General features: G+C 49.8%; 18 protein-coding genes. 14 read left to right on the forward strand and 4 right to left on the reverse strand.

Annotated elements, in window-relative coordinates; all coding sequences use genetic code 11:
* Positions 1-623 precede the first annotated feature (623 nt).
* From BLP55_RS13080 to BLP55_RS13095, 4 genes are all read left to right on the forward strand, one after another.
* Positions 624-2081: a type I restriction-modification system subunit M gene (locus tag BLP55_RS13080; protein ID WP_091145315.1), complete on the forward strand. Its 1458-nt coding sequence runs from the start codon at positions 624-626 to the stop codon at positions 2079-2081.
* Positions 2081-3325, forward strand: coding sequence for a restriction endonuclease subunit S (locus BLP55_RS13085; protein WP_170826868.1), 1245 nt, complete (start codon positions 2081-2083; stop codon positions 3323-3325). Before BLP55_RS13080 ends, BLP55_RS13085 begins: the two co-directional genes overlap by 1 nt.
* Positions 3322-5721, forward strand: coding sequence for an EcoAI/FtnUII family type I restriction enzme subunit R (gene hsdR / locus BLP55_RS13090; protein ID WP_091145128.1), 2400 nt, complete (start codon positions 3322-3324; stop codon positions 5719-5721). Before BLP55_RS13085 ends, hsdR begins: the two co-directional genes overlap by 4 nt.
* A gap of 114 nt (positions 5722-5835) precedes the next feature.
* Positions 5836-6345 (forward strand): helix-turn-helix domain-containing protein, encoded by a 510-nt coding sequence (locus tag BLP55_RS13095; RefSeq protein ID WP_139149672.1) that lies wholly within the window; start codon positions 5836-5838, stop codon positions 6343-6345.
* A gap of 77 nt (positions 6346-6422) precedes the next feature.
* Here the strand turns inward: BLP55_RS13095 and BLP55_RS13100 are convergent, their stop codons facing one another.
* Positions 6423-7718, reverse strand: a complete 1296-nt coding sequence (locus BLP55_RS13100) for a TIGR00341 family protein (RefSeq protein WP_091145133.1) — start codon at positions 7716-7718, stop codon at positions 6423-6425.
* Between the two features lie 245 nt (positions 7719-7963).
* Here BLP55_RS13100 and BLP55_RS13105 point away from each other — a divergent pair, with 245 nt between their 5' ends.
* From BLP55_RS13105 to BLP55_RS13125, 5 genes are all read left to right on the forward strand, one after another.
* Complete coding sequence (locus BLP55_RS13105; RefSeq protein ID WP_091145136.1) at positions 7964-11383, forward strand: methylmalonyl-CoA mutase family protein; 3420 nt, start codon at positions 7964-7966, stop codon at positions 11381-11383.
* A gap of 51 nt (positions 11384-11434) precedes the next feature.
* Positions 11435-11959 carry a hypothetical protein gene (locus BLP55_RS13110; protein ID WP_139149673.1) on the forward strand — a complete coding sequence of 175 codons (525 nt, stop codon included), beginning with the start codon at positions 11435-11437 and terminating at the stop codon, positions 11957-11959.
* A 66-nt stretch (positions 11960-12025) separates the two neighbouring features.
* On the forward strand, positions 12026-12286 hold the full coding sequence (locus BLP55_RS13115; protein WP_091145142.1) for a hypothetical protein: 261 nt from the start codon (positions 12026-12028) through the stop codon (positions 12284-12286).
* Between the two features lie 15 nt (positions 12287-12301).
* A complete protein-coding gene (locus tag BLP55_RS13120; protein WP_170826869.1) occupies positions 12302-13030 on the forward strand; it encodes a helix-turn-helix domain-containing protein in 729 nt (242 codons plus the stop codon).
* Positions 13031-13201: 171 nt separating this feature from the next.
* On the forward strand, positions 13202-16594 hold the full coding sequence (locus BLP55_RS13125; RefSeq protein ID WP_091145150.1) for a T9SS type A sorting domain-containing protein: 3393 nt from the start codon (positions 13202-13204) through the stop codon (positions 16592-16594).
* A gap of 113 nt (positions 16595-16707) precedes the next feature.
* Here BLP55_RS13125 and BLP55_RS13130 read toward each other — a convergent pair whose 3' ends face one another.
* Positions 16708-17613 (reverse strand): ClpXP adapter SpxH family protein, encoded by a 906-nt coding sequence (locus tag BLP55_RS13130; protein WP_091145319.1) that lies wholly within the window; start codon positions 17611-17613, stop codon positions 16708-16710.
* Between the two features lie 152 nt (positions 17614-17765).
* Here BLP55_RS13130 and BLP55_RS13135 point away from each other — a divergent pair, with 152 nt between their 5' ends.
* Positions 17766-18062: a winged helix-turn-helix transcriptional regulator gene (locus tag BLP55_RS13135; RefSeq protein WP_091145154.1), complete on the forward strand. Its 297-nt coding sequence runs from the start codon at positions 17766-17768 to the stop codon at positions 18060-18062.
* Between the two features lie 5 nt (positions 18063-18067).
* Here BLP55_RS13135 and BLP55_RS13140 read toward each other — a convergent pair whose 3' ends face one another.
* Positions 18068-19069: an LLM class flavin-dependent oxidoreductase gene (locus tag BLP55_RS13140; protein ID WP_091145158.1), complete on the reverse strand. Its 1002-nt coding sequence runs from the start codon at positions 19067-19069 to the stop codon at positions 18068-18070.
* A 122-nt stretch (positions 19070-19191) separates the two neighbouring features.
* On the opposite strand from BLP55_RS13140, the gene BLP55_RS13145 reads away from it, so the two are divergent.
* The 3 genes from BLP55_RS13145 to BLP55_RS13155 all read left to right on the forward strand — a co-directional run bounded on the left by BLP55_RS13145 (position 19192) and on the right by BLP55_RS13155 (position 20798).
* On the forward strand, positions 19192-19875 hold the full coding sequence (locus BLP55_RS13145; RefSeq protein ID WP_091145162.1) for an alpha/beta fold hydrolase: 684 nt from the start codon (positions 19192-19194) through the stop codon (positions 19873-19875).
* A gap of 88 nt (positions 19876-19963) precedes the next feature.
* Positions 19964-20368: a response regulator gene (locus BLP55_RS13150; RefSeq protein WP_170826870.1), complete on the forward strand. Its 405-nt coding sequence runs from the start codon at positions 19964-19966 to the stop codon at positions 20366-20368.
* Positions 20369-20492: 124 nt separating this feature from the next.
* On the forward strand, positions 20493-20798 hold the full coding sequence (locus tag BLP55_RS13155) for a hypothetical protein (protein ID WP_091145167.1): 306 nt from the start codon (positions 20493-20495) through the stop codon (positions 20796-20798).
* A 35-nt stretch (positions 20799-20833) separates the two neighbouring features.
* Here the strand turns inward: BLP55_RS13155 and trhA are convergent, their stop codons facing one another.
* Positions 20834-21526 (reverse strand): PAQR family membrane homeostasis protein TrhA, encoded by a 693-nt coding sequence (trhA, locus tag BLP55_RS13160; RefSeq protein WP_170826871.1) that lies wholly within the window; start codon positions 21524-21526, stop codon positions 20834-20836.
* A 191-nt stretch (positions 21527-21717) separates the two neighbouring features.
* On the opposite strand from trhA, the gene BLP55_RS13165 reads away from it, so the two are divergent.
* Positions 21718-21960 carry a hypothetical protein gene (locus tag BLP55_RS13165; RefSeq protein WP_091145173.1) on the forward strand — a complete coding sequence of 81 codons (243 nt, stop codon included), beginning with the start codon at positions 21718-21720 and terminating at the stop codon, positions 21958-21960.
* Positions 21961-21967: the final 7 nt, after the last annotated feature.

The following is a 21967-nucleotide window of genomic DNA, read 5'->3' on the forward strand; positions in this document are numbered from 1 at the left end:
GCCCTACAGAAAATCTGTAAAAAGTGGAAGTGAAGAATATCCGAAAATTCACAAATAGAAAGGCCAAAGTCGAAAGTCAAATGACGAACGACGAACGACGAACGACGAATAACCAAATCAACGAATAACCATTAATCAACTAGCCGATTGCCCAAACTTTAACAAAAAGTACAGAAAATTACTTCGTACAGTTCGCCCTCCGGGCTCGGGTCTGTTTGCACGGTATTCTTTAATTCCGTTGGGGTATACTTCCAATGCCCCCTTCCCTACGGTAAAAATACCATTTTATCAAATACACCTCGTGCAGAAAAACTGTAAATCCAAAATCAAATTTACGGCAAAATCAAAAATCCAACGTGGGACGTCGAACAAAAAAGGTCGGTGGCAAAGTGTTGAACAAACGCTTTTTATACAATGGGTCGCGGCTGTTTTGTGTGCAAAATCGATTGATGTTTAAAAATGCACACGTTTTGGTGTGCAAAAATTATATCCGTATAAGAGTGCACACCAACTGCATCAACCTATATCAAATCGATAGCCGTCACCCGTTAACCGTTATATTTTGTGCCTCCTTTTTGCTTTTTTACTTAGTTTGGTTACATTTGGTGCATTACTACAATACCATGTTTGAACAAACCTTTAAAAATATAGACGACATCCTGTACAAAGATGCAGGTGCCGACAGCGAACTCGACTACATCGAACAGACTTCTTGGATTTTATTCCTGCGCTACCTCGACGAACTCGAAAAAGACAAACACGACAAGGCTGAACTTCAAGGCAAAACCTATTCTTTCATTCTCGATGAACCATACCGCTGGCCCAATTGGGCGATGCCGAAAGGACAGGACGGCAAACTCGACCAAAACAAAGCCAAAACTGGCCAAGACCTTGTGAAATTCGTCGATCAGGAACTGTTCCCGTATTTGGCCGAGTTCAAGCAAAAGACAGAGAATCCCAAAACCATCGAATACAAAATCGGCGAGATTTTCAGCGAGCTCAACAACAAAATCAAAAGCGGCTACAACCTGCGCGAAGTAATTGAAAAGGCCGATGAACTCCTGTTCCGCAGTTCGACCGAAAAACACGAGCTCAGCCATCTGTACGAAGCCAAGATCAAAAACATGGGCAACGCCGGACGCAACGGCGGCCAATACTACACGCCGCGCCCGCTGATCCGCGCCATGATTGAAGTCATAGATCCAAAAATCGGCGAAAAGATTTACGACGGCGCGTGTGGCAGCTGCGGGTTTCTCTGCGAAGCCTTCGATTATCTGTATGAGCGCATGGACAAATCGACCTCAAGCCTGCGCATCTTACAGGAAGAAACCTTGTACGGCAAGGAAAAGAAAAACCTCGCCTACATCATCGGGACGATGAACATGATTTTGCACGGCATCGAAGCGCCGAACATCATTCACACCAACACGCTCAGCGAAGACATCCGCCAAATCCAGGAAAAAGACCGCTACCACGTCATCCTGGCCAATCCGCCGTTTGGGGGTAAGGAACGCCCCGAGGTGCAGCACAATTTCGACATCCGCACCGGCGAAACCGCATCGTTGTTCCTGCAACACTTCATCAAGAGTTTAAAGACTGGGGGGCGCGCGGCCATCGTCATCAAGAATACGTTTTTGAGCAATGCCGACAACGCCTCGGTGGCTTTGCGCAAACACCTTTTGGAAACCTGCGATCTGCATACGGTACTCGACATGCCGGGCGGCACGTTCCTCGGCGCGGGCGTCAAAACCGTCGTGCTGTTTTTTACCAAAGGCGAACCGACGCAAAAAACCTGGTTCTACCAACTCGATCCCGGACGCAGCATGGGCAAGACCAATCCGCTAAATGACAACGATATGCGCGAGTTTGTGGCATTGCAAAAAACCCAACCCGAAACGGAGAAGAGCTGGAATGTTTCTATTGCCGATGTTCAGACACACAATTACGACCTCTCGGTAAAAAACCCGAACAAGCCGCAGGAAGCCGCGTTGCGTAGCCCGATGGAAATTTTGGAGGAAATGCAGGCGCTCGATAAAGAGACGAAAGTTTTGTTGAATCAGGTTAAAGAATTGGTGGGATGATGGAATTACCAGAAGATTGGACTGTAAAGAAAATTGGAGATATTGGAAAGGTTTACAATGGGAATTCAATTAATGAACAGTTCAAGAGAGATAATTTTCTAGGAAAGAATGGCACACCATTCATTGCCACAAAAGATGTTGGATTCGATGGTGCCATCGACTATAACAATGGGGTAAATATACCAGATTACAGAACTTATGGATATAAAGTCGCTCCTGCTGATACGCCAATAATTTGCGTTGAAGGTGGAAGTGCCGGGAGAAAAGTCGGATTCGTTGATAGGGATGTATGCTTTGGCAATAAGCTCTTTGCAGTTGTTCCATATGGCGAGGTAATTCCTAAGTATCTATATTACTTCTACCTATCTGAAGAGTTTCAAAGAAATTTTTCATCAAACCTTTTGGGGATTATTGGAGGCGTTTCATCTGTGAAGTTTAAAGGTATCCAAATTGTTTATCCTTCAATAAACGAGCAACATCACATCGTTTCCATCCTCAACCAAGCCTTCACCGCCATCGACCGCGCCAAATCCAATCTTGAAAAGAACCTGCAAAACGCAAAAGATTTATTTCAGAGTGAATTGGATCGGGTTTTTAGGGAGAAAGGGGATGATTGGGAGGAGAAGACTTTAAAAAGCGTTACAACCAAAATAGGAAGCGGAGCAACGCCTCGTGGAGGAAAGGAAAATTATAAAGATGAAGGAATTTCCCTCGTCAGAAGCATGAATGTTCACGACGGCGTTTTCGTGAGAAAGAATTTGGCTTTTATCGACAGCAAACAAGCAAATGATTTGAATAACGTTGTAATAGAAAAAGATGATGTACTTTTAAATATCACAGGGGCATCAATTGCAAGAACCTGTATTGTTCCAGATGAAATAATTCCAGCAAGAGTCAATCAACACGTTTCTATTATTAGAACAAAGAAAGATTTGTTGACCCCTGCATTTTTAAATTTACTGCTAATCGCAGAACCGTACAAGAAGCAGATTCTGTCAACTGGAGAAAAAGGGTCGACTAGACAAGCTATTACCAAAGCACAATTGGAGGAATTTGAGATTCATTTTCCAAACGATTTACGCAAACAAGAAGACGTAGTTAGCAAACTGAAAGAAATTGAAAATTACTCAAATCGACTTAAATTTAACTACACCCAAAAACTCCAAAACCTCGAACAACTCAAAAAAGCCATCCTGCAAAAAGCCTTCACCGGCCAACTCACCAATAAAGAAGTAACCGCATGAACGAAACCCAAACGCGCTACGAACTCATAGACCCGGCTTTAAAGGCTGCGGGTTGGGATGTCGTTCCCGCGAGTAGGTTGCTTATGGAGTTTCCCATCAACAAAGGCCGACTGATCGGGCAAAACCGCCGCGCCAACCCAGACAAAGCCGATTACATTTTGCGTTACAAAAACCGCAACCTGGCCGTCATCGAAGCCAAGGCCGCGACCAAATACTACACCGATGGCGTGGGTCAGGCCAAAGCCTATGCTGAAAAACTGCAGATCCGGTTTGCGTTTGCCACCAACGGGAAACAACATTACCAGATTGACATGCAGGAAGGCGTTGAAGGCGATGTCCTGCAATTTCCTTCGCCCGATGAACTCTGGGAAATGACCTTCGGGCGCGAAGAACGCAGCGAGCCGCAAAAGGAACTGTGGACGCAAAAGTTCGATGCCGTTCCGTTTGAAACCAAAAGCGGACAAAAGCCGCCGCGGTATTATCAGGTGAATTCGGTGAACAATGTACTCGAAGCGCTGGCCTCTGAACAAAAAAGAATCTTGCTCACATTGGCCACCGGAACGGGCAAAACCGCCACGGCGTTCCACATTGCGTGGAAATTGTTCCAAACCAAGTGGAACCTGTCGGCGCATACCGAAGGCTTTTACGAGCGCAGCCCGCGCATTTTATTTTTGGCCGATCGCAACCTCTTGGCCGATCAGGCGCTCACGTCGTTCAACGAATACAACGCGTTCGAGGAAGATGTGTTCAAACGCATCAAGCCGTCGGAAATCAAGAAAGAAGGCAAGGTGCCCACCAATGCCGGAATCTTCTTTACGATTTTCCAGACATTCGTTTCTGAAGTGGACGGAAAATCAAACTTCGGGCAATACCCCAAAGATTTTTTCGACTTCATCATCATCGACGAATGCCACCGCGGCGGCGCGAAAGATGAAAGTTCGTGGCGTACCATTCTCGATTATTTCTCGCCGGCCGTTCAATTGGGGTTGACCGCCACGCCCAAGCGCACCATCAACGCCGATACGTATGACTATTTCGGCAAACCGGTGTACACTTATTCGCTCAAGGATGGCATCAACGACGGCTTCCTGACACCGTTCCGCGTTAAGCAAATCGACACGACCATCGACGACTATGTGTTTACCTCGGACGATACGGTCATCGAAGGCGAGATTGAAGAAGGCCGCCGTTACACCGAGGCCGACATGAACCGCATCATCGAAATCAAGGCGCGCGAAGAATACCGTGTCAAGATTTTCATGGAAATGATGAACCAGAATGAAAAGACGCTGGTTTTTTGCGCCACGCAGGACCATGCCGCCGCCGTACGCGATTTGATCAATCAAATTTCTGATAGCAAAAATCCGAACTACTGCCAACGTGTTACCGCCAACGACGGTACGCTCGGCGAACAACACCTGCGTGACTTCCAAAACAACGAAAAGCGCATCCCGACGGTATTGACCACCTCCCAAAAATTGAGTACGGGGGTCGATGCGCCCGAAATCAAAAACATCGTGTTGTTGCGCCCGGTCAATTCAATGATCGAGTTCAAGCAAATCGTTGGGCGCGGAACGCGATTGTTTGACGGTAAGGACTATTTTACCATATACGATTTTGTGAAGGCCTACCTGCATTTCAGCGACCCGGAATGGGATGGCGAGCCACTTGATCCTGTGGAACCGCTACCCAAAACCCCGGTCGACGGGAAACCTTGCACGGAGTGCGGCCAAACCCCATGTACCTGTTTGAAAGATCCGGGCGAGCCGTGTCCTGAATGTGGTTATGAATATTGCCGATGCGAAGCCGGGAAACGTAAAATGACGAAAGTGAAACTTGCCGACGGGAAAGTGCGCGAATTCCAGCACATGTTCAAGACGACGTTCTGGAGCCCGGATGGCAAGCCGATATCGGGCGAGGAGTTCCTGCAAAGTCTGTTTGGGACGCTTCCCGAATTCTTCAAGAATGAAACCGAGCTGCGCAAACTGTGGAGTGATCCGCAAACGCGAAGCAAGCTGCTCGAAGAACTGACTGAAAAGGGTTTTCCCAAAAGCCAACTGGTCGAATTCCAATCGATGCTTGGTGCACAGGAAAGTGACCTTTATGACGTGCTCGCTTATATTGCGTTCCATGCTTCGATAGAAAAACGGCAAACGCGAGCGGAAAGGGCAAGAATTTATCTGAAAGATTACAACCACAACCAACAACAGTTTCTTGACTTTGTACTCAAACAATATGTTGCGCGGGGGAGCGACGAGCTGGACGATTCCAAAATTGCGGACTTGTTGGTATTGAAGTACCATGCTATTTCAGATGCCAAAAAAGAATTAGGTGAGATTCCTACCATCAGAAAATCGTTTATTGATTTTCAATCCCATCTTTACGATGCAGTGTAGTCCTGGGTTGGTTTTCGGCATACATCTTGTGTGCAAAACTCCAAAAAAACCAAAACTGCACACAAAACGGTGTGCAAAGTAGAATGTCTAATCCATTTGCACACAAAAAAAACCATGAAACCAAAATCTTCCCTCCGACAACAATTGGGCGTGACCCAACGTGAAATGTCCATGCTTTTGGGTGTCACTGTAAGCCGCTGGTCGATGTATGAATCGGGGCTGCGCGAGCTCCCTGGCCACACCTTGCCGCGTTTGGCGCAGTTGATCGCGGCTGTCCAGTCGCCCGATGCCAAGCCCGCTAATGTAACGGTTACCGACCGACAAAAACACCAACTCGACCAATGGGCGCGCGAGAACGATTACGGCCGGCAAGCCATCGCCAGGCAAATAGCGGTATACGACAAGAAATCCGATGCGGCGGCCAGGAAAGAAAAAGTACAGCGATTTTTAAGTACGTACCAACCGGCAAAAGACGAATTGCCGATGGCGGTCAAGCGATTGCCGAAGGGCAGGCAGCCGGACGCCGTACAAGCGTCTTTAGAACGTCTGGCGCTCGAACGCAGAGCGGCGTTGCTCGAGTTTGAACGAAAATGGTTGCATGATAAAATGGCTGGGTTGGGGTGATTTCGGTAGATTTTATGTAATGTAGTAAGTAAGTAATAAGGTATATTTGCGCCAGGGTGGGCGCGCAAGCGCTTTGCTTACACCCCTTCCCAAAACACCTTCACCACGCCCTTCTTCAACCGTGTCTTGGCCCACGCGGCCAGTTTGTCGGTGTCGGCTTTGCCCAACGGTTTTTCGCTCGCATAGATCAATACCGGCACCACCGATTCCTTTTCGTTGGCCACGCCAAACGGATGGTTCGAGACCGACACATCGGTCAGCGTCGGGAACAGCACTTTGGCTTCGGCCAATAGCGATCGGTTGTCGAATTGGCCGTCGGCGATTTCCTTGCGCAGGGCTGCAATCACCGCATCTTTTTGGTCTACCACGGCGCGTTCGCTCTTGATCTGGTTCAGGATGTCCTGTTTGAGGTTGGTCGTGTCCTGTCTGATCTTCAGCCGTACATTTTGCAGGTCATAGGTTTTCATGCGCGATTCGAGTTCTTGGGTCTCGGCCGCCGAAAACCGCTTGGTCAACAGCGCGAGCTCGATGCTCGGCCGCGTCTGGTACCGCGTTTTTTTGTAGATGATGGTGTACCCCTTGTCGGTCAATTCGTTTTGCAGAAAGGTATTGACCTTTTGTTCGAATTTGCGCTCCTCAAACAACGTATAACCAAAATAGATGCTTGGTACGAGCAATACAAAAATGAGCGCGGTGATGAGGTAAGTGATTTGTTTTTCGCGTTTTTTCTCAAATTGCATATGGCGCGGGTATTTGAGGAATTTGACGATCAAGAACGTGGCCACGCAAATGAACACACAGTTGATGATGTACAAATAAATAGCCCCGCCAAAAAACTTCAAATTCCCGACGGCCAACCCGTAACCCGCCGTACACAAAGGCGGCATGAGCGCCGTGGCGATGGCAACGCCCGGAATCGGGTTGCCTTTCTCTTTGCGCGTAATGGCAATCACGCCCACCAGGCCGCCAAAAAAAGCGATCAAAATGTCGTAAATGTTGGGCGAGGTGCGCGCCAAAAGTTCCGATTGGGTTTCCTTGAACGGACTCAGGTAAAAATACAATGTCGATACGGTAAGGCTCACCACCGTCGCGATCAGCAAATTCTTAAGCGACTTCTTGAACAACTCGAAATCGTAGATGCCCAGCGAAAAACCCGCGCCAATGATAGGCCCCATGAGCGGAGAGATCAACATCGCGCCGATAATTACCGCCGTCGAATTGACATTCAGCCCCACCGACGCAATCACGATTGCGCACGCCAAAATCCAAAGGTTGGCCCCACGGAACGAGATGTTCGATTTGACGTTTTCGAGTACGACTTCCTTGCTGTCCTCGCCCAAGGTGAGGTCGATAAAGTTGAGGATTTTGTTCATGCGGTGTGTTTTCTCAAATATAAGGATTTAATTTTAGGCGACGGATTGTTGTTTAATCGTTTATTCGTTGAGTCGGTTAATCGTTTAATCGTTGAATCGTTGAATTGGTTATTTGGTTATTCGTCGTTCGACTTTATGACTTTATGACTTTACGACTTTATGACTTTACGACTTTCATCATCCGTCATTCACCTTTCAAATTCTCCAACGATTTCGTAACTTGCACCACTTTTTAAAAACACCCTATGGAACCCGTAGCACCTTATACTCCTGTCAACAAAGTACGAATCGTCACGGCTGCCTCGCTATTCGATGGGCACGATGCCGCGATCAACATCATGCGCCGCATCATCCAGGCCACGGGCGTCGAGGTCATCCACCTCGGGCACGACCGTTCGGTCGAGGAGGTTGTCAACACGGCCATCCAGGAAGATGCCAACGCGATCGCGATGACGTCTTACCAAGGCGGCCACAACGAGTATTTCAAATACATGTACGATTTGCTCAAGGAAAAAGGTGCGGGCCACATCAAAATTTTCGGCGGCGGCGGCGGTGTTATTTTGCCGAGCGAAATCTCGGAATTGCACGAATACGGCATCGAGCGCATCTACTCGCCCGACGACGGCCGCGAGCTCGGTTTGCAAGGCATGATCAATGATCTCGTAAAGCGTTCCGATTTTCCCGTTGGCGACAAACTCAACGGCGAGGTCAACCATCTTGAAGACAAGAATCCGACGGCGATTGCGCGCGTGATTTCATCGGCCGAGAACTTCCCCGAAGTCGCCAAAGATGCCATGGACGCCATCCACAAAAAAAACAAGGATTCCAAAACGCCTGTACTCGGCATTACCGGAACGGGTGGCGCGGGAAAATCATCGCTTGTCGATGAGGTGGTCCGCAGATTTTTGATCGATTTCCCAGAAAAAACCATAGGATTGATATCGGTCGATCCGTCGAAAAGAAAAACAGGCGGCGCGCTTTTGGGCGACCGTATCCGTATGAACGCAATCAACAACCCGCGCGTCTACATGCGTTCACTCGCCACACGTCAATCGAACCTTGCGCTTTCCAAATATGTAGCCGAAGCGATTGAAGTGTTGAAGGCGGCCAAATACGATTTAATCATCCTCGAAACTTCTGGAATCGGCCAATCGGATACCGAAATCATGGACCATTCCGATGTGTCGTTGTATGTGATGACACCCGAATTCGGCGCCGCGACGCAGCTCGAAAAAATCGACATGCTCGATTTTGCCGACCTCGTGGCCATCAACAAATTCGACAAACGCGGCTCGCTCGATGCGTTGCGCGACGTCAAAAAACAATACCAACGCAACCACCAGCTTTGGGACGCCGACTTGGATACGCTGCCGGTTTTCGGGACGATCGCATCGCAGTTCAACGACCCGGGCATGAACACGCTCTACAAATCGGTGATGGACAAAATCCACGAGAAAACGCAATCCGACCTCCAATCGGATTTCCACATTTCGAAAGAGATGAGCGAGAAAATTTTCGTGATTCCGCCACACCGTACGCGCTACCTGAGTGAAATCGCCGAGAACAACCGCAAATACGACCAAACGGCGTCGGCGCAGCAAAAAGTCGCCCAAACGCTCTACGGCATCTACAAAACGATCGAATCGGTCGCAGGCCAAAATATCGGCTTGACCAAATTCGGTTTGGATAGCGAAGCAATAAATAATAGCAATAAAGAATTAATAAAATTATTATTGGCCGAATTCGACCGCGTCAAACTCAACCTCGACCCGTACAACTGGGAAATCATCCAAACCTGGGGCGAAAAAGTCACCAAGTACAAAAATCCGGTTTACAGTTTCAAGGTACGCGACAAGGAAATCAAGATCGCGACGCACACCGAATCGTTGTCGCACAGCCAGATTCCGAAAGTCGCGCTTCCAAAATACGAAGCGTGGGGCGACATTTTGCGCTGGTGTTTGCAGGAGAACGTACCGGGCGAATTCCCGTTTGCATCGGGGCTTTATCCGTTCAAGCGCGAAGGCGAAGACCCAAGCCGTATGTTTGCAGGCGAGGGCGGACCAGAGCGTACCAACAAACGATTCCACTATGTCTCGCAAGGCATGCCGGCCAAGCGTTTGTCTACGGCGTTCGACTCGGTGACGTTGTATGGCAACGATCCGCATTTGCGCCCCGATATTTACGGAAAAATCGGTAATGCTGGGGTTTCGATTTGCTGTCTGGACGACGCCAAGAAGTTGTATTCGGGATTCGATCTCGTACATCCGATGACGTCGGTTTCGATGACGATCAACGGTCCGGCGCCAATGCTGCTCGGGTTTTTCATGAACGCGGCCATCGACCAACAGTGCGAAATCTACATCAAGGAAAACAACCTGGTCGATGAGGTGCAGGCCAAAATCGACGAGATTTACAAAAAATCAAAAACCCAGCGTCCGCAGTACCAGGGCAAATTGCCCGACGGCAACAACGGCTTGGGCTTGATGCTTTTGGGCGTCACCGGCGACATGGTGTTGCCTTCCGATGTGTATGCCAACATCAAGGCCAGGACACTTTCGCAAGTGCGCGGAACGGTACAGGCCGATATTTTGAAGGAAGACCAGGCGCAGAATACCTGTATTTTTTCGACCGAATTTGCATTGCGTCTGATGGGCGATGTGCAGGAGTATTTCATCCACAAAAACGTACGCAACTTTTATTCGGTGTCCATCTCGGGCTACCACATTGCCGAAGCCGGCGCCAACCCGATCACGCAGCTGGCCTTTACGCTGGCCAACGGCTTCACGTATGTCGAATACTATTTGAGCCGCGGCATGAACATCAACGATTTCGGGCCCAACCTGTCGTTCTTTTTCTCGAACGGTATCGATCCCGAATATGCGGTGATTGGCCGTGTGGCGCGTAAGATTTGGGCCAAAGCGTTGAAGAACAAATACGGTGCGAACGAGCGTGCGCAAATGCTCAAGTACCATATCCAAACTTCGGGTCGTTCGCTGCACGCGCAGGAAATCGACTTTAACGACATCCGCACGACGTTGCAAGCGTTGTATGCGATTTACGACAACTGCAACTCGTTGCACACCAACGCCTACGACGAAGCGATCACGACGCCTACCGAAGAATCGGTACGCCGTGCGATGGCCATCCAGCTCATCATCAACAAAGAACTCGGACTGGCCAAGAACGAAAACCCGATCCAGGGCTCGTTCATCATCGAAGAATTGACCGACTTGGTCGAAGAGGCCGTGTTGCAGGAATTCGACCGTATCACCGAACGCGGCGGCGTACTTGGTGCGATGGAGACGATGTACCAACGTTCGAAAATCCAGGAGGAATCATTGTATTATGAAACTTTGAAACACAACGGCGACTTCCCGATCATCGGCGTCAACACTTTCTTGAGCTCGAAAGGTTCGCCGACGGTGGTTCCTGCCGAGGTCATCCGCGCGACCGAAGAAGAAAAGCAATACCAGATCGACATGCTCGATGCGTTACACAAAACGCATGCAGGCAAGGAAGACGAATTGCTTGCCGCCGTACAGGAAGCCGCCATCCAGAACAAGAACATTTTCGAGCAGCTCATGGAAGCCACCAAAGTGTGTTCGCTGGGTCAAATCACGAGCGCGTTGTTCGAGGTGGGCGGGCAGTACCGCAGAAACATGTAACCGTTACCGGGTTTGCCGTAAGCCTTGATGGGCGTTGTAAATTGTGTATCTTTGTCGAAAGACAAAACGATGCTAGGCCGTTATTTTCCTTTTTTTTGGATGTTGTTTTTTGTGGTTTCGGCGTCGTGGGCGCAAAGCCATTCGCTCAGCCCTATTTTTATCAAAAACAGCAATCTGGTTTACCAGGATCCGGAGCAGGTGCGCAAGGTCGCATCGTATCTGGAACATTCCAATACTCCACAAAGCAAAGCCGAAGGTTTGTATTTGCTGTCTGAAAGCAACTTTGTGCTCGGAAATTACAGCGAAAGCATCGCGCGTTTGTTCGAAACCAATCAATTGCTTAAAGCCGATGAAGGCGCGGCGTTAAAAGTCTTCGTACTGGCATCGATTTCGTCGCGATGCCGGATTTTTGGCGTACAAGACAAGTCGGACGCTTATCTCGACCGTGCTTCGGGATTGCTCAACGGCCTTGCAAAGGGAACCGAAAAAAACGGATGCCACGCGACAGTCCTGCTCAATCAAGCCTACATACTGCTGCTCAATCAAGCCTACATACTGCTGCACAATCAAGCCTAGGACCAAGCGTTAAACAAACTCGATGAAGCCAAAGCGGTCTTGGCGGGCGATCTACAAAATTTCCCAGTGTTGCTGGCCAAGATCCATCTGGCTACCGCCGCCATTCAAACTACACAAGCGCGCTACACGGATGCCGACAAAAACTACGATGCGGCATGGACGATTTTACAGCGCAACCAATTGGAACAATCGACCATCGCGGCCGAAGCGCTTCACGGGAAAGGGATGGTCGCGTTACAGCAAAGAAAGTATGGTTTGGCCGAAACGATGTTCAACCAGGTGTTGTCGTTTCCGTTGGTCGATCGGTATACCAAGGCATCGACCTAAAAAGAATTGTCGGAGGTGGCACACCTGAAAAACGATAACGAAAAACGACATTCTTTTTACCAGCAATACCAAACCCTGACCGACGAGACAGTAGCCTCCGAACGCCAGTCGCGCAATGCATTGCTGCAGCAAATCGAAACAGAGCAGCAGCTTTTGTTGGAAACCGAGAAAAGCAGTTACGATTTTGTGATTGTGGGCCTGGTGTCGGTTTTGTTGCTTTCGTTTGGGATCTACTTTTTTTACAATAGAAAATTAAACCGCGAGTACGCGCATTTTGAATCGTTGTTGCAAAAAATCGCATCGGAAGGCCAGATCAAACCCGTACGGGACGCCGCCTACAGCATCCAGGAAACGGTGTACAAAGGCATTGCGATTCCCGAAAAGACCGAGCAGTTCATCTTGGACAAGCTGGCCGAATTTGAAAAGACCACCTATTTTAACAACCCCGGCATTTCGTTGCAATCGTTGGCCAAGAAGCTCAATACGAACACCAAGTACCTGTCCGAGACGATCCATGTCCACAAGTGCAAGAACTTTAATACCTACATCAACGAACTCCGGATCAATTACATCATCAAAATGATGACATCCGATGCGAGGTTCCTCAATTACAAAGTGAGCTATCTGGCCGAAACCTGTGGCTTTTCGTCGCACAGCGCGTTCAGCAGCGTCTTTAAATCGGTCACCGATTTGACACCCAAGCAGTTTGTTTCTTTTCTCAAAAAGAAAAACGAAAAACAGTAAACTTTCGCTAACTTGTGGTTGTATTCGGGGCTATGAAAATCTGATTTAAAATAATGGTGTTGTTTGCTGCGGTATCGCTCGCGCCAATCGCGTGGGCGCAACCCCAAAAAAGCTTGGAAAGCCTGCTGGGCGAAACCAATATGCTGGTTTACAACAACCCCGAAAAGGCAATTGCAGACGGATTGCGTTACTACAAACAAGCCCAAGGCAAGCCGTGTGGTCGCTTCGAATCCGGGTATCAATTCGATCGATTTGACCTGGAACCAAAGCGGTTCGGCCGAAACCGACTGGCAATATGTCGTGCAACCGGCCGGAACCGGCGTTCCCACAGCCGACGGTACCGATTACAGCCAGGCGAGCGCCACACCATCGCTTACCGTAAACGGATTGCTTTCCAACACATTGTACGAAGTTTATGTCCGTGCGAAATGTGGCGAAACCAGTTTTGGCGAATGGGTTTTGGGCGCAACCATCAGAACTTTGTGTGACGATGTGACGGCAAACTACTGCGAAGATTTTGTCAGCACGTTGACCAATACCGTTCCTTTTTGCTGGTCGGCCAACGCGGGCGGCGGATCGGGCGGCGTGGCCAAGGTGATTTACCAGGCGTCTTACCAAAAGAACATGTTCGACTTGTACTACCCGGTATCGGCATCGGGTACCATCAGCGCGACCTCGCCAAACATTGCGTATGCCACCGATGGTTTGCACCGTTTGCGTTTTACGGCGGGTGCAACCGACAATACTGCCGACCTGTTGGAGGTGGGTACGGTTGATGGCATCGGAAACTTTGTGGCCATCACGAGCCTGACACTTTCTACCGACAGAAACGCAGAATACTTGGTGAACCTTCCAAACAACGGAAACGCGCACTACTATTTTAAACACAGTGGTGCTACCGGAAAGCACATTTACATCAATACGGTTTGTATTGAGAACATTCCGGCATGTCTTGAAGTTCCGGGCATTGCGGCAGACGATGTTACATCATCAACCGTTACGGCTATCTGGACTGCGAGTGCTTCGGCCGAAACGGCGTGGGAATACATCGTACAGCCATCGACCAATGCAGCACCAACAGATTTGACCTCGGGCACGCCAACGTCTGAACTGTCCAATCTGGTTTCAGACCTGACGCCAAACACCGCTTATTCCATTTATGTACGGGCCAACTGCGACGGCAACGGATTTGGTGCCTGGACCGGCCCGGTTGCGTTCACCACGCCTTGTAGTGCTTTCGCGGCACCATTTGCCGAAGGTTTCCAAGGTGCGAACGTAGCCACCGAAGAAGTAAAACCATGCTGGTCTGTTTACGATACCGGCAGTGGCGATTTGAAAACTTTTGGACTGTCTTTCGGCGTTTCGCCGGTAGAAGGTGCTTTGCAACTCAGATTCTATTTTCAACCGAACACGCCGGTCGAAAGTCTGGTGTTGGTTTCACCTGAATTTTCGGATCTTGGCGTCAACAAGCGCATCCGTTTTAAGATGAACAAAAGAAGCGGACAGGAAGCCAACATGAACATTCTGATTGGAACTGTGGCGAGCCCAACCGACATGGCGTCGTTCGAATTGCTCGACGGCACGACGTTGAACCAAGCGTCAATCATTGCCGGTCCATGGACTGAATTCACCATAGACCTGACCAACTACAACGACAACTTGGGACACAAATACATTGCGTTTAAACCGCAGCATTCCGGAACCGGACCGATACAAAATGTGTTCATGGATGAGTTTACCTATGAGTTGAATCCGGCCATGATCCTCAACGATGAAGCCGCCGATGCCCACGTGATCGAAGCTTCTACCGATTACACATGCGACAATCAGATCATCGCCACTTTCGAAGGCGCCACACAGTCCCCTGAATTTCCATGCCAGAGCCCGCTTTATGCCGACCGCAACGACCTTTGGTATAAATTTACCCCAACCGAATCTGGACTGTATTCGATTACCGGGACACCTACAAACGGACTGATAGGCGTCACCAGTCTCTATATGTTCACGGGAACTCCGGGTAACCTTGCGGTTATTCCGGGCGGATGTTCGACCAATTTTACCTCGCAAACGTTGGCCGCGGGTACGACATATTACATTTCAATCGCGGCGGCCGATCCTGCGGTCGAATTCAGATTGTGCATCTACAAATTCCCTGACGCGCCTGATAACGACGAAATCGCCAACGCAACGGCACTCATCGAGTCGCCTGATTTCAACTGTGTAAACGGGATCGAGGGCAATACCGGATCGGCAACACACTCTTCGGATTCATTCTGTCCGTCGCAGCAAGTGGATGTATGGTATACCTTTATGGCCCCTGAAACAAGGGAATACACTTTTAGGAAGTACATGCTCAACGGCTCTACGCCAACGCGCCTTACGGTGTACAGTGGCACTCCGGGTAGTTTAACGGCCATCGGAAGCGAAACCTGTACCACAAACTTGGTTCTCGCAAACCTGACCGCAGGTCAAACCTACTACGCCAGCATTTCGACAAGCGAAGGCGTTTCGTTGCCCGTGTATTTTACCATGTGCGTTTACCCATCGCCGCCCCCACCTGTCAACGACAATTGCGATGCCCCGATTGCCCTGACCGTGGGGACGACATTTGAGGATCACGTCATCATCGGAAACACGACTTCGGCTACGGTCAACGCCACCAATTCAAATTACCCTTCTTGCGGAACCCTTGAGTTCAGCCTGCACGGACGCGATGTTTGGTTTACAGCAGTCGTTCCTGAGTCTGGTACGTTATGGATTGAAACGCGATTCGCACCGGGGTCTTTGTTGACCGATACGATCATCGAAACCTACACGGGATCGTGCGGAACCAATACATTGCTTCCGTTTTACTACCAGGTCGCGCCACCAAATCTGGGGACCGCTTATTGTAATGAGCAGTTTGTCATCGGCGGCAACCCTTTTGCGGGAATTCGTTTCACCGACAAAGAACCGGGTACGGTTGTGATCATCCGCGCGTGGGGTTGGGCAAGACAATTCGGAGATTTCCAGATTTCGGCCTACGACCCAACAACGCCATGTGCCAGGCCAACGTCCATCGACGTGATTCCGTCAACAACAAGTGCAGCCTTTGCATGGACGGCACCCGACCCGGCACCAAGCGGCTATTACTACGTGGTGCAGAACGCGAGTTTAGGGTATCCTGGCAGCCAGACGGGGACACAAACCGCCGAGACTTCGGGAAGTGTTTCAGACCTGTCGGCAAATACTGATTATGAGATTTACGTACGCTCGAATTGTGGCAACAACATGAGCGCCTGGGAAGGACCAATCCCGTTCACGACCGATACGTTGGCCAGCACGCAGTTCAGCGCGAGCAACTTCCAGTTGTATCCGAATCCAACCCAATCGGTGTTGAACATCAAAAATACCGAGTCGATCAAACACGTGGACATTTACAACATGAACGGACAAAAAGTATATGCGCAAACCTTCGACGCGACGACGCTCCAATTGGATTTGTCGCATTTGGCCAAAGGCGTTTATATCTTGAAAGCCGATACCGCGAACGAAAAACAAAGTTTTAAGATCGTGGTCCAATAACCACAACACAACCAGTTGAAAAAGTGCTTTGGGAATCCCCAAGGCACTTTTTGCATTTATACCGGCGTGATGACCGATAGAGGGAATGGATTTTTGGGCAAGGAAGCAATGGCTCAACGCCGTTTCCAGATCGAACCGTTCTTGGTGGTTTGTTTCTCGAGTGCGCCGTTTGCAGTGAGTTCGTTCAGTGTTTTTTCGGCATTCGCTCTAGGTGTTTGGGTGAGTTCGGCAAATTCCCTTGCGGTCAATGTCGTGTACTTTGCAAACACAGCCTGCCAGTTTTGGTCGTATGTTGCTTTTGCGGCCAATGGATGCAAACTTTTGATCGCCTGCTCGTAATCGCCATAAGGCTTGGAACCGTAAACCGTTGCGTTTTTGCCGTCGGTGTTCGAGAAGATCATCGTCGGAAATCCGCGTACGCCCATGGCACGTCCCAGTTTGAGGTCTTCTTCAAAAAGTAGTTTGGCGCGACCTTCGAAGTCGGTTTTGAACTGCGTAATGTCCAATCCGACTTTTCGTGCGGCAAGCGCTAGGTTGTCCCGTTTGGCGATGTTCTTTTTTTGCAGGAATACCATTTCGCGGATTTCGCGCAAAAATAGTAGCGCTTTTTGCTGGTCCTGCAATTGCGCGGCCTTGAATGCGATGCTGGGCGGATACGAAGAATCAAGCGGATCTTCGAGCCAAACGTCGCCGTCGATGGGCATGTCGTAGTAGGCGCTGACCTCGTCCCAATGGTGCGCCACATCCGACGGTTTGCTGATGCCGCCGCTGTTATAGCTCCAGTCGGGCAACAATCCGCCCATGCGGTATTCGATGTCGATGGACTGGCCGTATTCGAGTTTTAACTTGCGCAATTGCGGTTCGATGCCCCAGCAGGAGGAGCAAATCGGGTCGGTAAAATACACCACCTTAATGGGTTTCTCGACTGCTTGAACAGCCGTAGTTGAATTTTGTGTTGGCGTACCGGGGATTTCGCATAATCCTTTTTCGGGATTACACAACAGCGGGTTGTTTTCCATAGGTTTGTTGTTTTGTGATTGGCAGCCGCTGCCCGACAGCAGGGTCAGCAACAAGGCCGCAGTTGTTTTTGCAGAATTGGCCATCGTTTCCGATTGTATTATTTTTGCAAAGTTCGGCCTAAATCCCGACGCATGCAATAAGTCAGTTTTTTATGACCACCCCAAAAGAAACCTGTCCGGCGCAAGCCCTGCTCAAACAGTTGTCGGGCAAATGGAAACCAGAGATTTTTAGGCTTGCCGTAAACGGTCCGTTGCGGTTCAGCCGTCTGTTACGCGAGATCGAAGGCGCCAACAAGCAAACCCTTTCGGTAGCGCTGCGCGAATTGGAGGAAATCGGGTTGCTCGAAAAAGTTATTGTACGTCAAAAACCGTTGCATATTGAATACCATCTGACCCCATACGGTGCGTCGGTCGTACCGATCTTCAAGCAACTCGAGAGGCTGGGATAACGCCATCAAACCGTCATCGATTGCAGCACCGAAGCGGCGATTTCATAAGACCGTAGCCTGTCCTGGTGGTGGTAAACCGGCGTGGTGATCATGATTTCATCGGCCCCGACACGTCGCAGGAAAATCTCGAGTTCACCCGCAATCTTCTCGGCATCGCCCACAAACGAAAATTTGATCATTTGCTGCAGCGCGGCCTCTTCGAGCGGATCGATGTACCCCGAATCGGGATCGACGGGCGGTTGCATTTTTTGTCGTTTGCCGGTCAAGATACCCAAAAACAATTTTTTGAAAGAGGTCGCGAGTTTTCTCGCATCGTATGTCGTGTCGGCCGCAATCACGTTGACGCACGGCATGAAATAAGGCTTGTCCAATTGGGCAGAAGGCGTAAAGTGTTCGCGGTAAATGGCCGCGGCCTCGAACAGTTGCGCGGGTGCAAAATGGCTCGCAAAAACGTAGGGTAACCCCAGCGAGGCCGCGATGTAGGCGCTTTCTACACTCGATCCCAGAATCCAGATGGGAATGTCGAGCCCTTCGCCCGGGATGGCACGAACGGCGCTCTTTTGGTTGCTTTTTGAAAGGAACTGCTGCACTTGTTTGACATTGCCCTCGAAATCCATCACGGCTTTCATGTCGCGGCGCAGCGCATTGGCTGTCAGCTGATCGGTGCCCGGCGCACGGCCCAATCCCAGATCGATACGGTGCGGGTGCAACGTGGCCAGCGTCCCGAATTGTTCGGCCACGACCAGCGGCGCGTGGTTGGGCAGCATGATCCCGCCCGAGCCGATGCGCAGCGTCTTGGTTTGGTTGGCCAGGTGGGCCATCAGTACCACGGTTGCTGTGCTCGCAACGCCTTCCATGTTGTGGTGTTCGGCCAGCCAGTAACGCCTGTAGCCGAGCTGTTCGGTATGTTGCGCGAGCGAAACGGAGTTGCGGAATGCGTCGGTTGGGGTGTTGCCCTCGGTGACCATGGCCAAATCGAGGACCGAATAGGGGATAGGGATTGTCATACCCCAAAATTAACCACAATCGCAAGGTGGCGAAAGCACTTTAACGCGAGGTTTGGAAATCGACCGTGAATTTTTGCAAAGCCACAACGATTCGTTAATTTGCATCGTAAAATACGACGGTAATGACACACCTTTTATTGCTCCACGGCGCCATTGGTGCGCAAGACCAGCTCGAACCTTTGGCGCAGGCTTTGTCGGATGACTTTTTGTTAGATAGGCTCAATTTTGCCGGGCATGGCGGGCAACCGATGACCGGCCCGTTCGCGATCGACATTTTTGCTGAGCAGGTGATGCGGTACCTCGACAACCAACAAATAGACCGCGTGGACATCTTTGGCTACAGCATGGGCGGATATGTGGCGCTGTATCTGGCCAAGATGTATCCGCATCGGGTGCGCCGTATTTTTACGCTGGGCACCAAATTCGAATGGACGCCCGACATCGCCGCGCGCGAAACCAAAATGCTCAATCCTGAAATCATTGCCGAAAAAATACCCGTTTTTGCCGCCGCGCTCGAAAAGAGACACGCACCCAACGATTGGAAGCAGGTACTGTCGAAAACGGCCGACATGATGATGGGTCTCGGACGCGCCAATCCGTTGGTTTTGGATGATTTTTCAGGCATCGACCTGCCCGTTCTTTTGGGCCTTGGCGACAGCGACACCATGGTCACTCGGGCCGAAACCGAAGCGGTATTGAATCGGTTGCCCAATGCGCGTTTGACCGTGCTGCCGCAAACCCCGCATCCCATCGAAAAAGCCGATGTACGACTGTTGCAAAGTGAAATCCTGTCGTTTTTCAAATAGGACGAAGGACGTTAAATGTAATTTTTTTCGAGAATCGTATAATCGCGCGCATCGGCTGATTGCTAATTTGGATTTCCAAATCAAGGCCATGAAAACGCAATTCATCTACTACCTCGACGACGATACCGACGACCTGCACTTTTTTAGCGAGGCGGTCGAAACGTTGGGGCATCAAATCAAGCCGTTCGTCAGCGGGAACCTGATGTTGCGGTCGCTCGAAAAAGAGAAGCAACTGCCCGATATCATCTTTCTCGACATCATCATGCCGGTGTTCAACGGCGAGCAAATCCTAGACATCATCAAGAAGTCGCCCAAGTGGAGCCACATTCCCGTGGTGCTGATTTCGGGTGCGTATGCCAAGTCGGCTGTGGGCAAATACCTCGAATCGGGGGCCAATTATTTGATGAAGAAACCTTTGGATGTAACCGACTTGCGTACCACCGTCGAGCGCGTGCTGGCCATCGACTGGAAGTCGTTTCGCGCCTATTGTTGATCGCGTCGGCGTAGAAATCTTAAAACTACCGTAACGTATTATGTAATTTTCAAACAGATCGATGCGCTAATTTTGCTATACCAAACAATCGGAAGCCAGTCATTGTCAACCAATTTGTAACCACATGAAAGTCGTCATCAATACAAATCACGAAAACAAGGATCACTACACCGAATTGTACAACATCATCAAAAGAAGCGAGGAGGATTTGCTGAACCACATTCCTAACCTTCAGGAAATATCGGTCGATGTGGCGCGCATCACGAGCAGCATCGCCTCGAATCTGTACGGCGTAATCACCAAACACACGTTGGTGGACGACGAATCGCAACTGCACATCTCGGTCAAATACCGCACCGATCCCACTCCCGAACAAATCGCCAAGGGTGTTACGCAAGAACTCAAACACATCAAGGAAAAATACTATTAACGGAGCAACGCATCAAAAGTTGCCGTCTGTGGGAGTTAAGCCGTAGGAAGCAGGTACAGGAAAATCCCAAAAAAGTGAAATGCGCTGCCGGCCAGCACAAACACATGCCAAACCGCATGGTAGTAGGGCACGCGCTCCTTGACAAAAAAATACACGCCGCCCGTGTAGCAAACCCCGCCCATAAGCAACAACAGCAACGGTTCGGTGGCCATGTTTTTGAGCAACGGCCCCAAAGCAATCACGATCAGCCAACCCATAGCCAAATAGAGCAGCAACGACAATTTTTCGCGTTTGCGCAACGGCGAGAGTTTAAAGACAAAGCCGATCCCTGCAAAAATCCAAATGAGCGCAAAAATCGTCCAGCCCCAGTTTCCTTTCAGTCCAAGCAATGCCACGGGCGTGTAGGTTCCGGCGATCAAGACGTAGATGCACAGGTGGTCGATGATTTGAAAACGGCGCTTCCACCGCAAACGGCTCATGGCATGGTACAACGTAGACGCCGCATAGAGCAACACCAGGCTCGACCCAAACACCACCGAAACAAACAACTGCAAAGTCGTACCGCGTGTTGCCGACAAATGGGTCATCAAGGCCAATGCGACGGCCGAAAGCACAACCCCTGCACCATGCGTGACGACATTGAAAAATTCTTCCCGTTTTCTATTGCGCTTACGTCGCACCATGGTTTTGACAGGTGTCGGGTTTGGTAGGATATCGGTTGGATTCATGATATTTTTTGGAGGTGTGATTTCGCATTTGTTGCACTTTGGCGAAGGACACATTCTTTTCAACAAAAATAGCCTAAATGTGGATAAATAGAAGGGCTATTCTGTCAATTTTGTAAACCGATTCTTCGAATTATATAACAAAGTGCGAACGCCCATCCGTATCTTTGTAGTCCCTAAAGTCTCCAAAAGAAATGAAAAACCGGAAGCCTACCCTCCCAGACGAATTGTCGCATTTGGGATTCTTACCCCTCAATGATTCCGAAGAGCGGTTACTCGATGTGTACTGGCACAAAAAAGAGCTCGAAGAATTCCTGCCCCAGATTGCCACTTACGCGTCGCCAAAGGAATTGACCGCCATCACATTATCGCAATTGGCGATCATGGAGAAACAAATCGTGAACATCTTGCAAATGATGTCGGAGACGCGCCGATAACCTGAAA

The sequence above is a fragment of the Flavobacterium caeni genome (assembly GCF_900101895.1).
GTDB lineage: Bacteria > Bacteroidota > Bacteroidia > Flavobacteriales > Flavobacteriaceae > Flavobacterium > Flavobacterium caeni.

What these genes read in the sequence shown, in the direction of transcription:
- BLP55_RS13130 (WP_091145319.1), bottom strand. Translation starts at nt 17,613, where the DNA reads ATGGAAAACAACCCGCTGTTGTGTAATCCCGAAAAAGGATTATGCGAA.
- BLP55_RS13135 (WP_091145154.1), top strand. Translation starts at nt 17,766, where the DNA reads ATGACCACCCCAAAAGAAACCTGTCCGGCGCAAGCCCTGCTCAAACAG.
- BLP55_RS13155 (WP_091145167.1), top strand. Translation starts at nt 20,493, where the DNA reads ATGAAAGTCGTCATCAATACAAATCACGAAAACAAGGATCACTACACC.
- hsdR (WP_091145128.1), top strand. Translation starts at nt 3,322, where the DNA reads ATGAACGAAACCCAAACGCGCTACGAACTCATAGACCCGGCTTTAAAG.
- BLP55_RS13105 (WP_091145136.1), top strand. Translation starts at nt 7,964, where the DNA reads ATGGAACCCGTAGCACCTTATACTCCTGTCAACAAAGTACGAATCGTC.
- BLP55_RS13100 (WP_091145133.1), bottom strand. Translation starts at nt 7,718, where the DNA reads ATGAACAAAATCCTCAACTTTATCGACCTCACCTTGGGCGAGGACAGC.
- BLP55_RS13085 (WP_170826868.1), top strand. Translation starts at nt 2,081, where the DNA reads ATGGAATTACCAGAAGATTGGACTGTAAAGAAAATTGGAGATATTGGA.
- trhA (WP_170826871.1), bottom strand. Translation starts at nt 21,526, where the DNA reads ATGAATCCAACCGATATCCTACCAAACCCGACACCTGTCAAAACCATG.
- BLP55_RS13080 (WP_091145315.1), top strand. Translation starts at nt 624, where the DNA reads ATGTTTGAACAAACCTTTAAAAATATAGACGACATCCTGTACAAAGAT.
- BLP55_RS13140 (WP_091145158.1), bottom strand. Translation starts at nt 19,069, where the DNA reads ATGACAATCCCTATCCCCTATTCGGTCCTCGATTTGGCCATGGTCACC.
- BLP55_RS13165 (WP_091145173.1), top strand. Translation starts at nt 21,718, where the DNA reads ATGAAAAACCGGAAGCCTACCCTCCCAGACGAATTGTCGCATTTGGGA.
- BLP55_RS13150 (WP_170826870.1), top strand. Translation starts at nt 19,964, where the DNA reads ATGAAAACGCAATTCATCTACTACCTCGACGACGATACCGACGACCTG.
- BLP55_RS13145 (WP_091145162.1), top strand. Translation starts at nt 19,192, where the DNA reads ATGACACACCTTTTATTGCTCCACGGCGCCATTGGTGCGCAAGACCAG.
- BLP55_RS13095 (WP_139149672.1), top strand. Translation starts at nt 5,836, where the DNA reads ATGAAACCAAAATCTTCCCTCCGACAACAATTGGGCGTGACCCAACGT.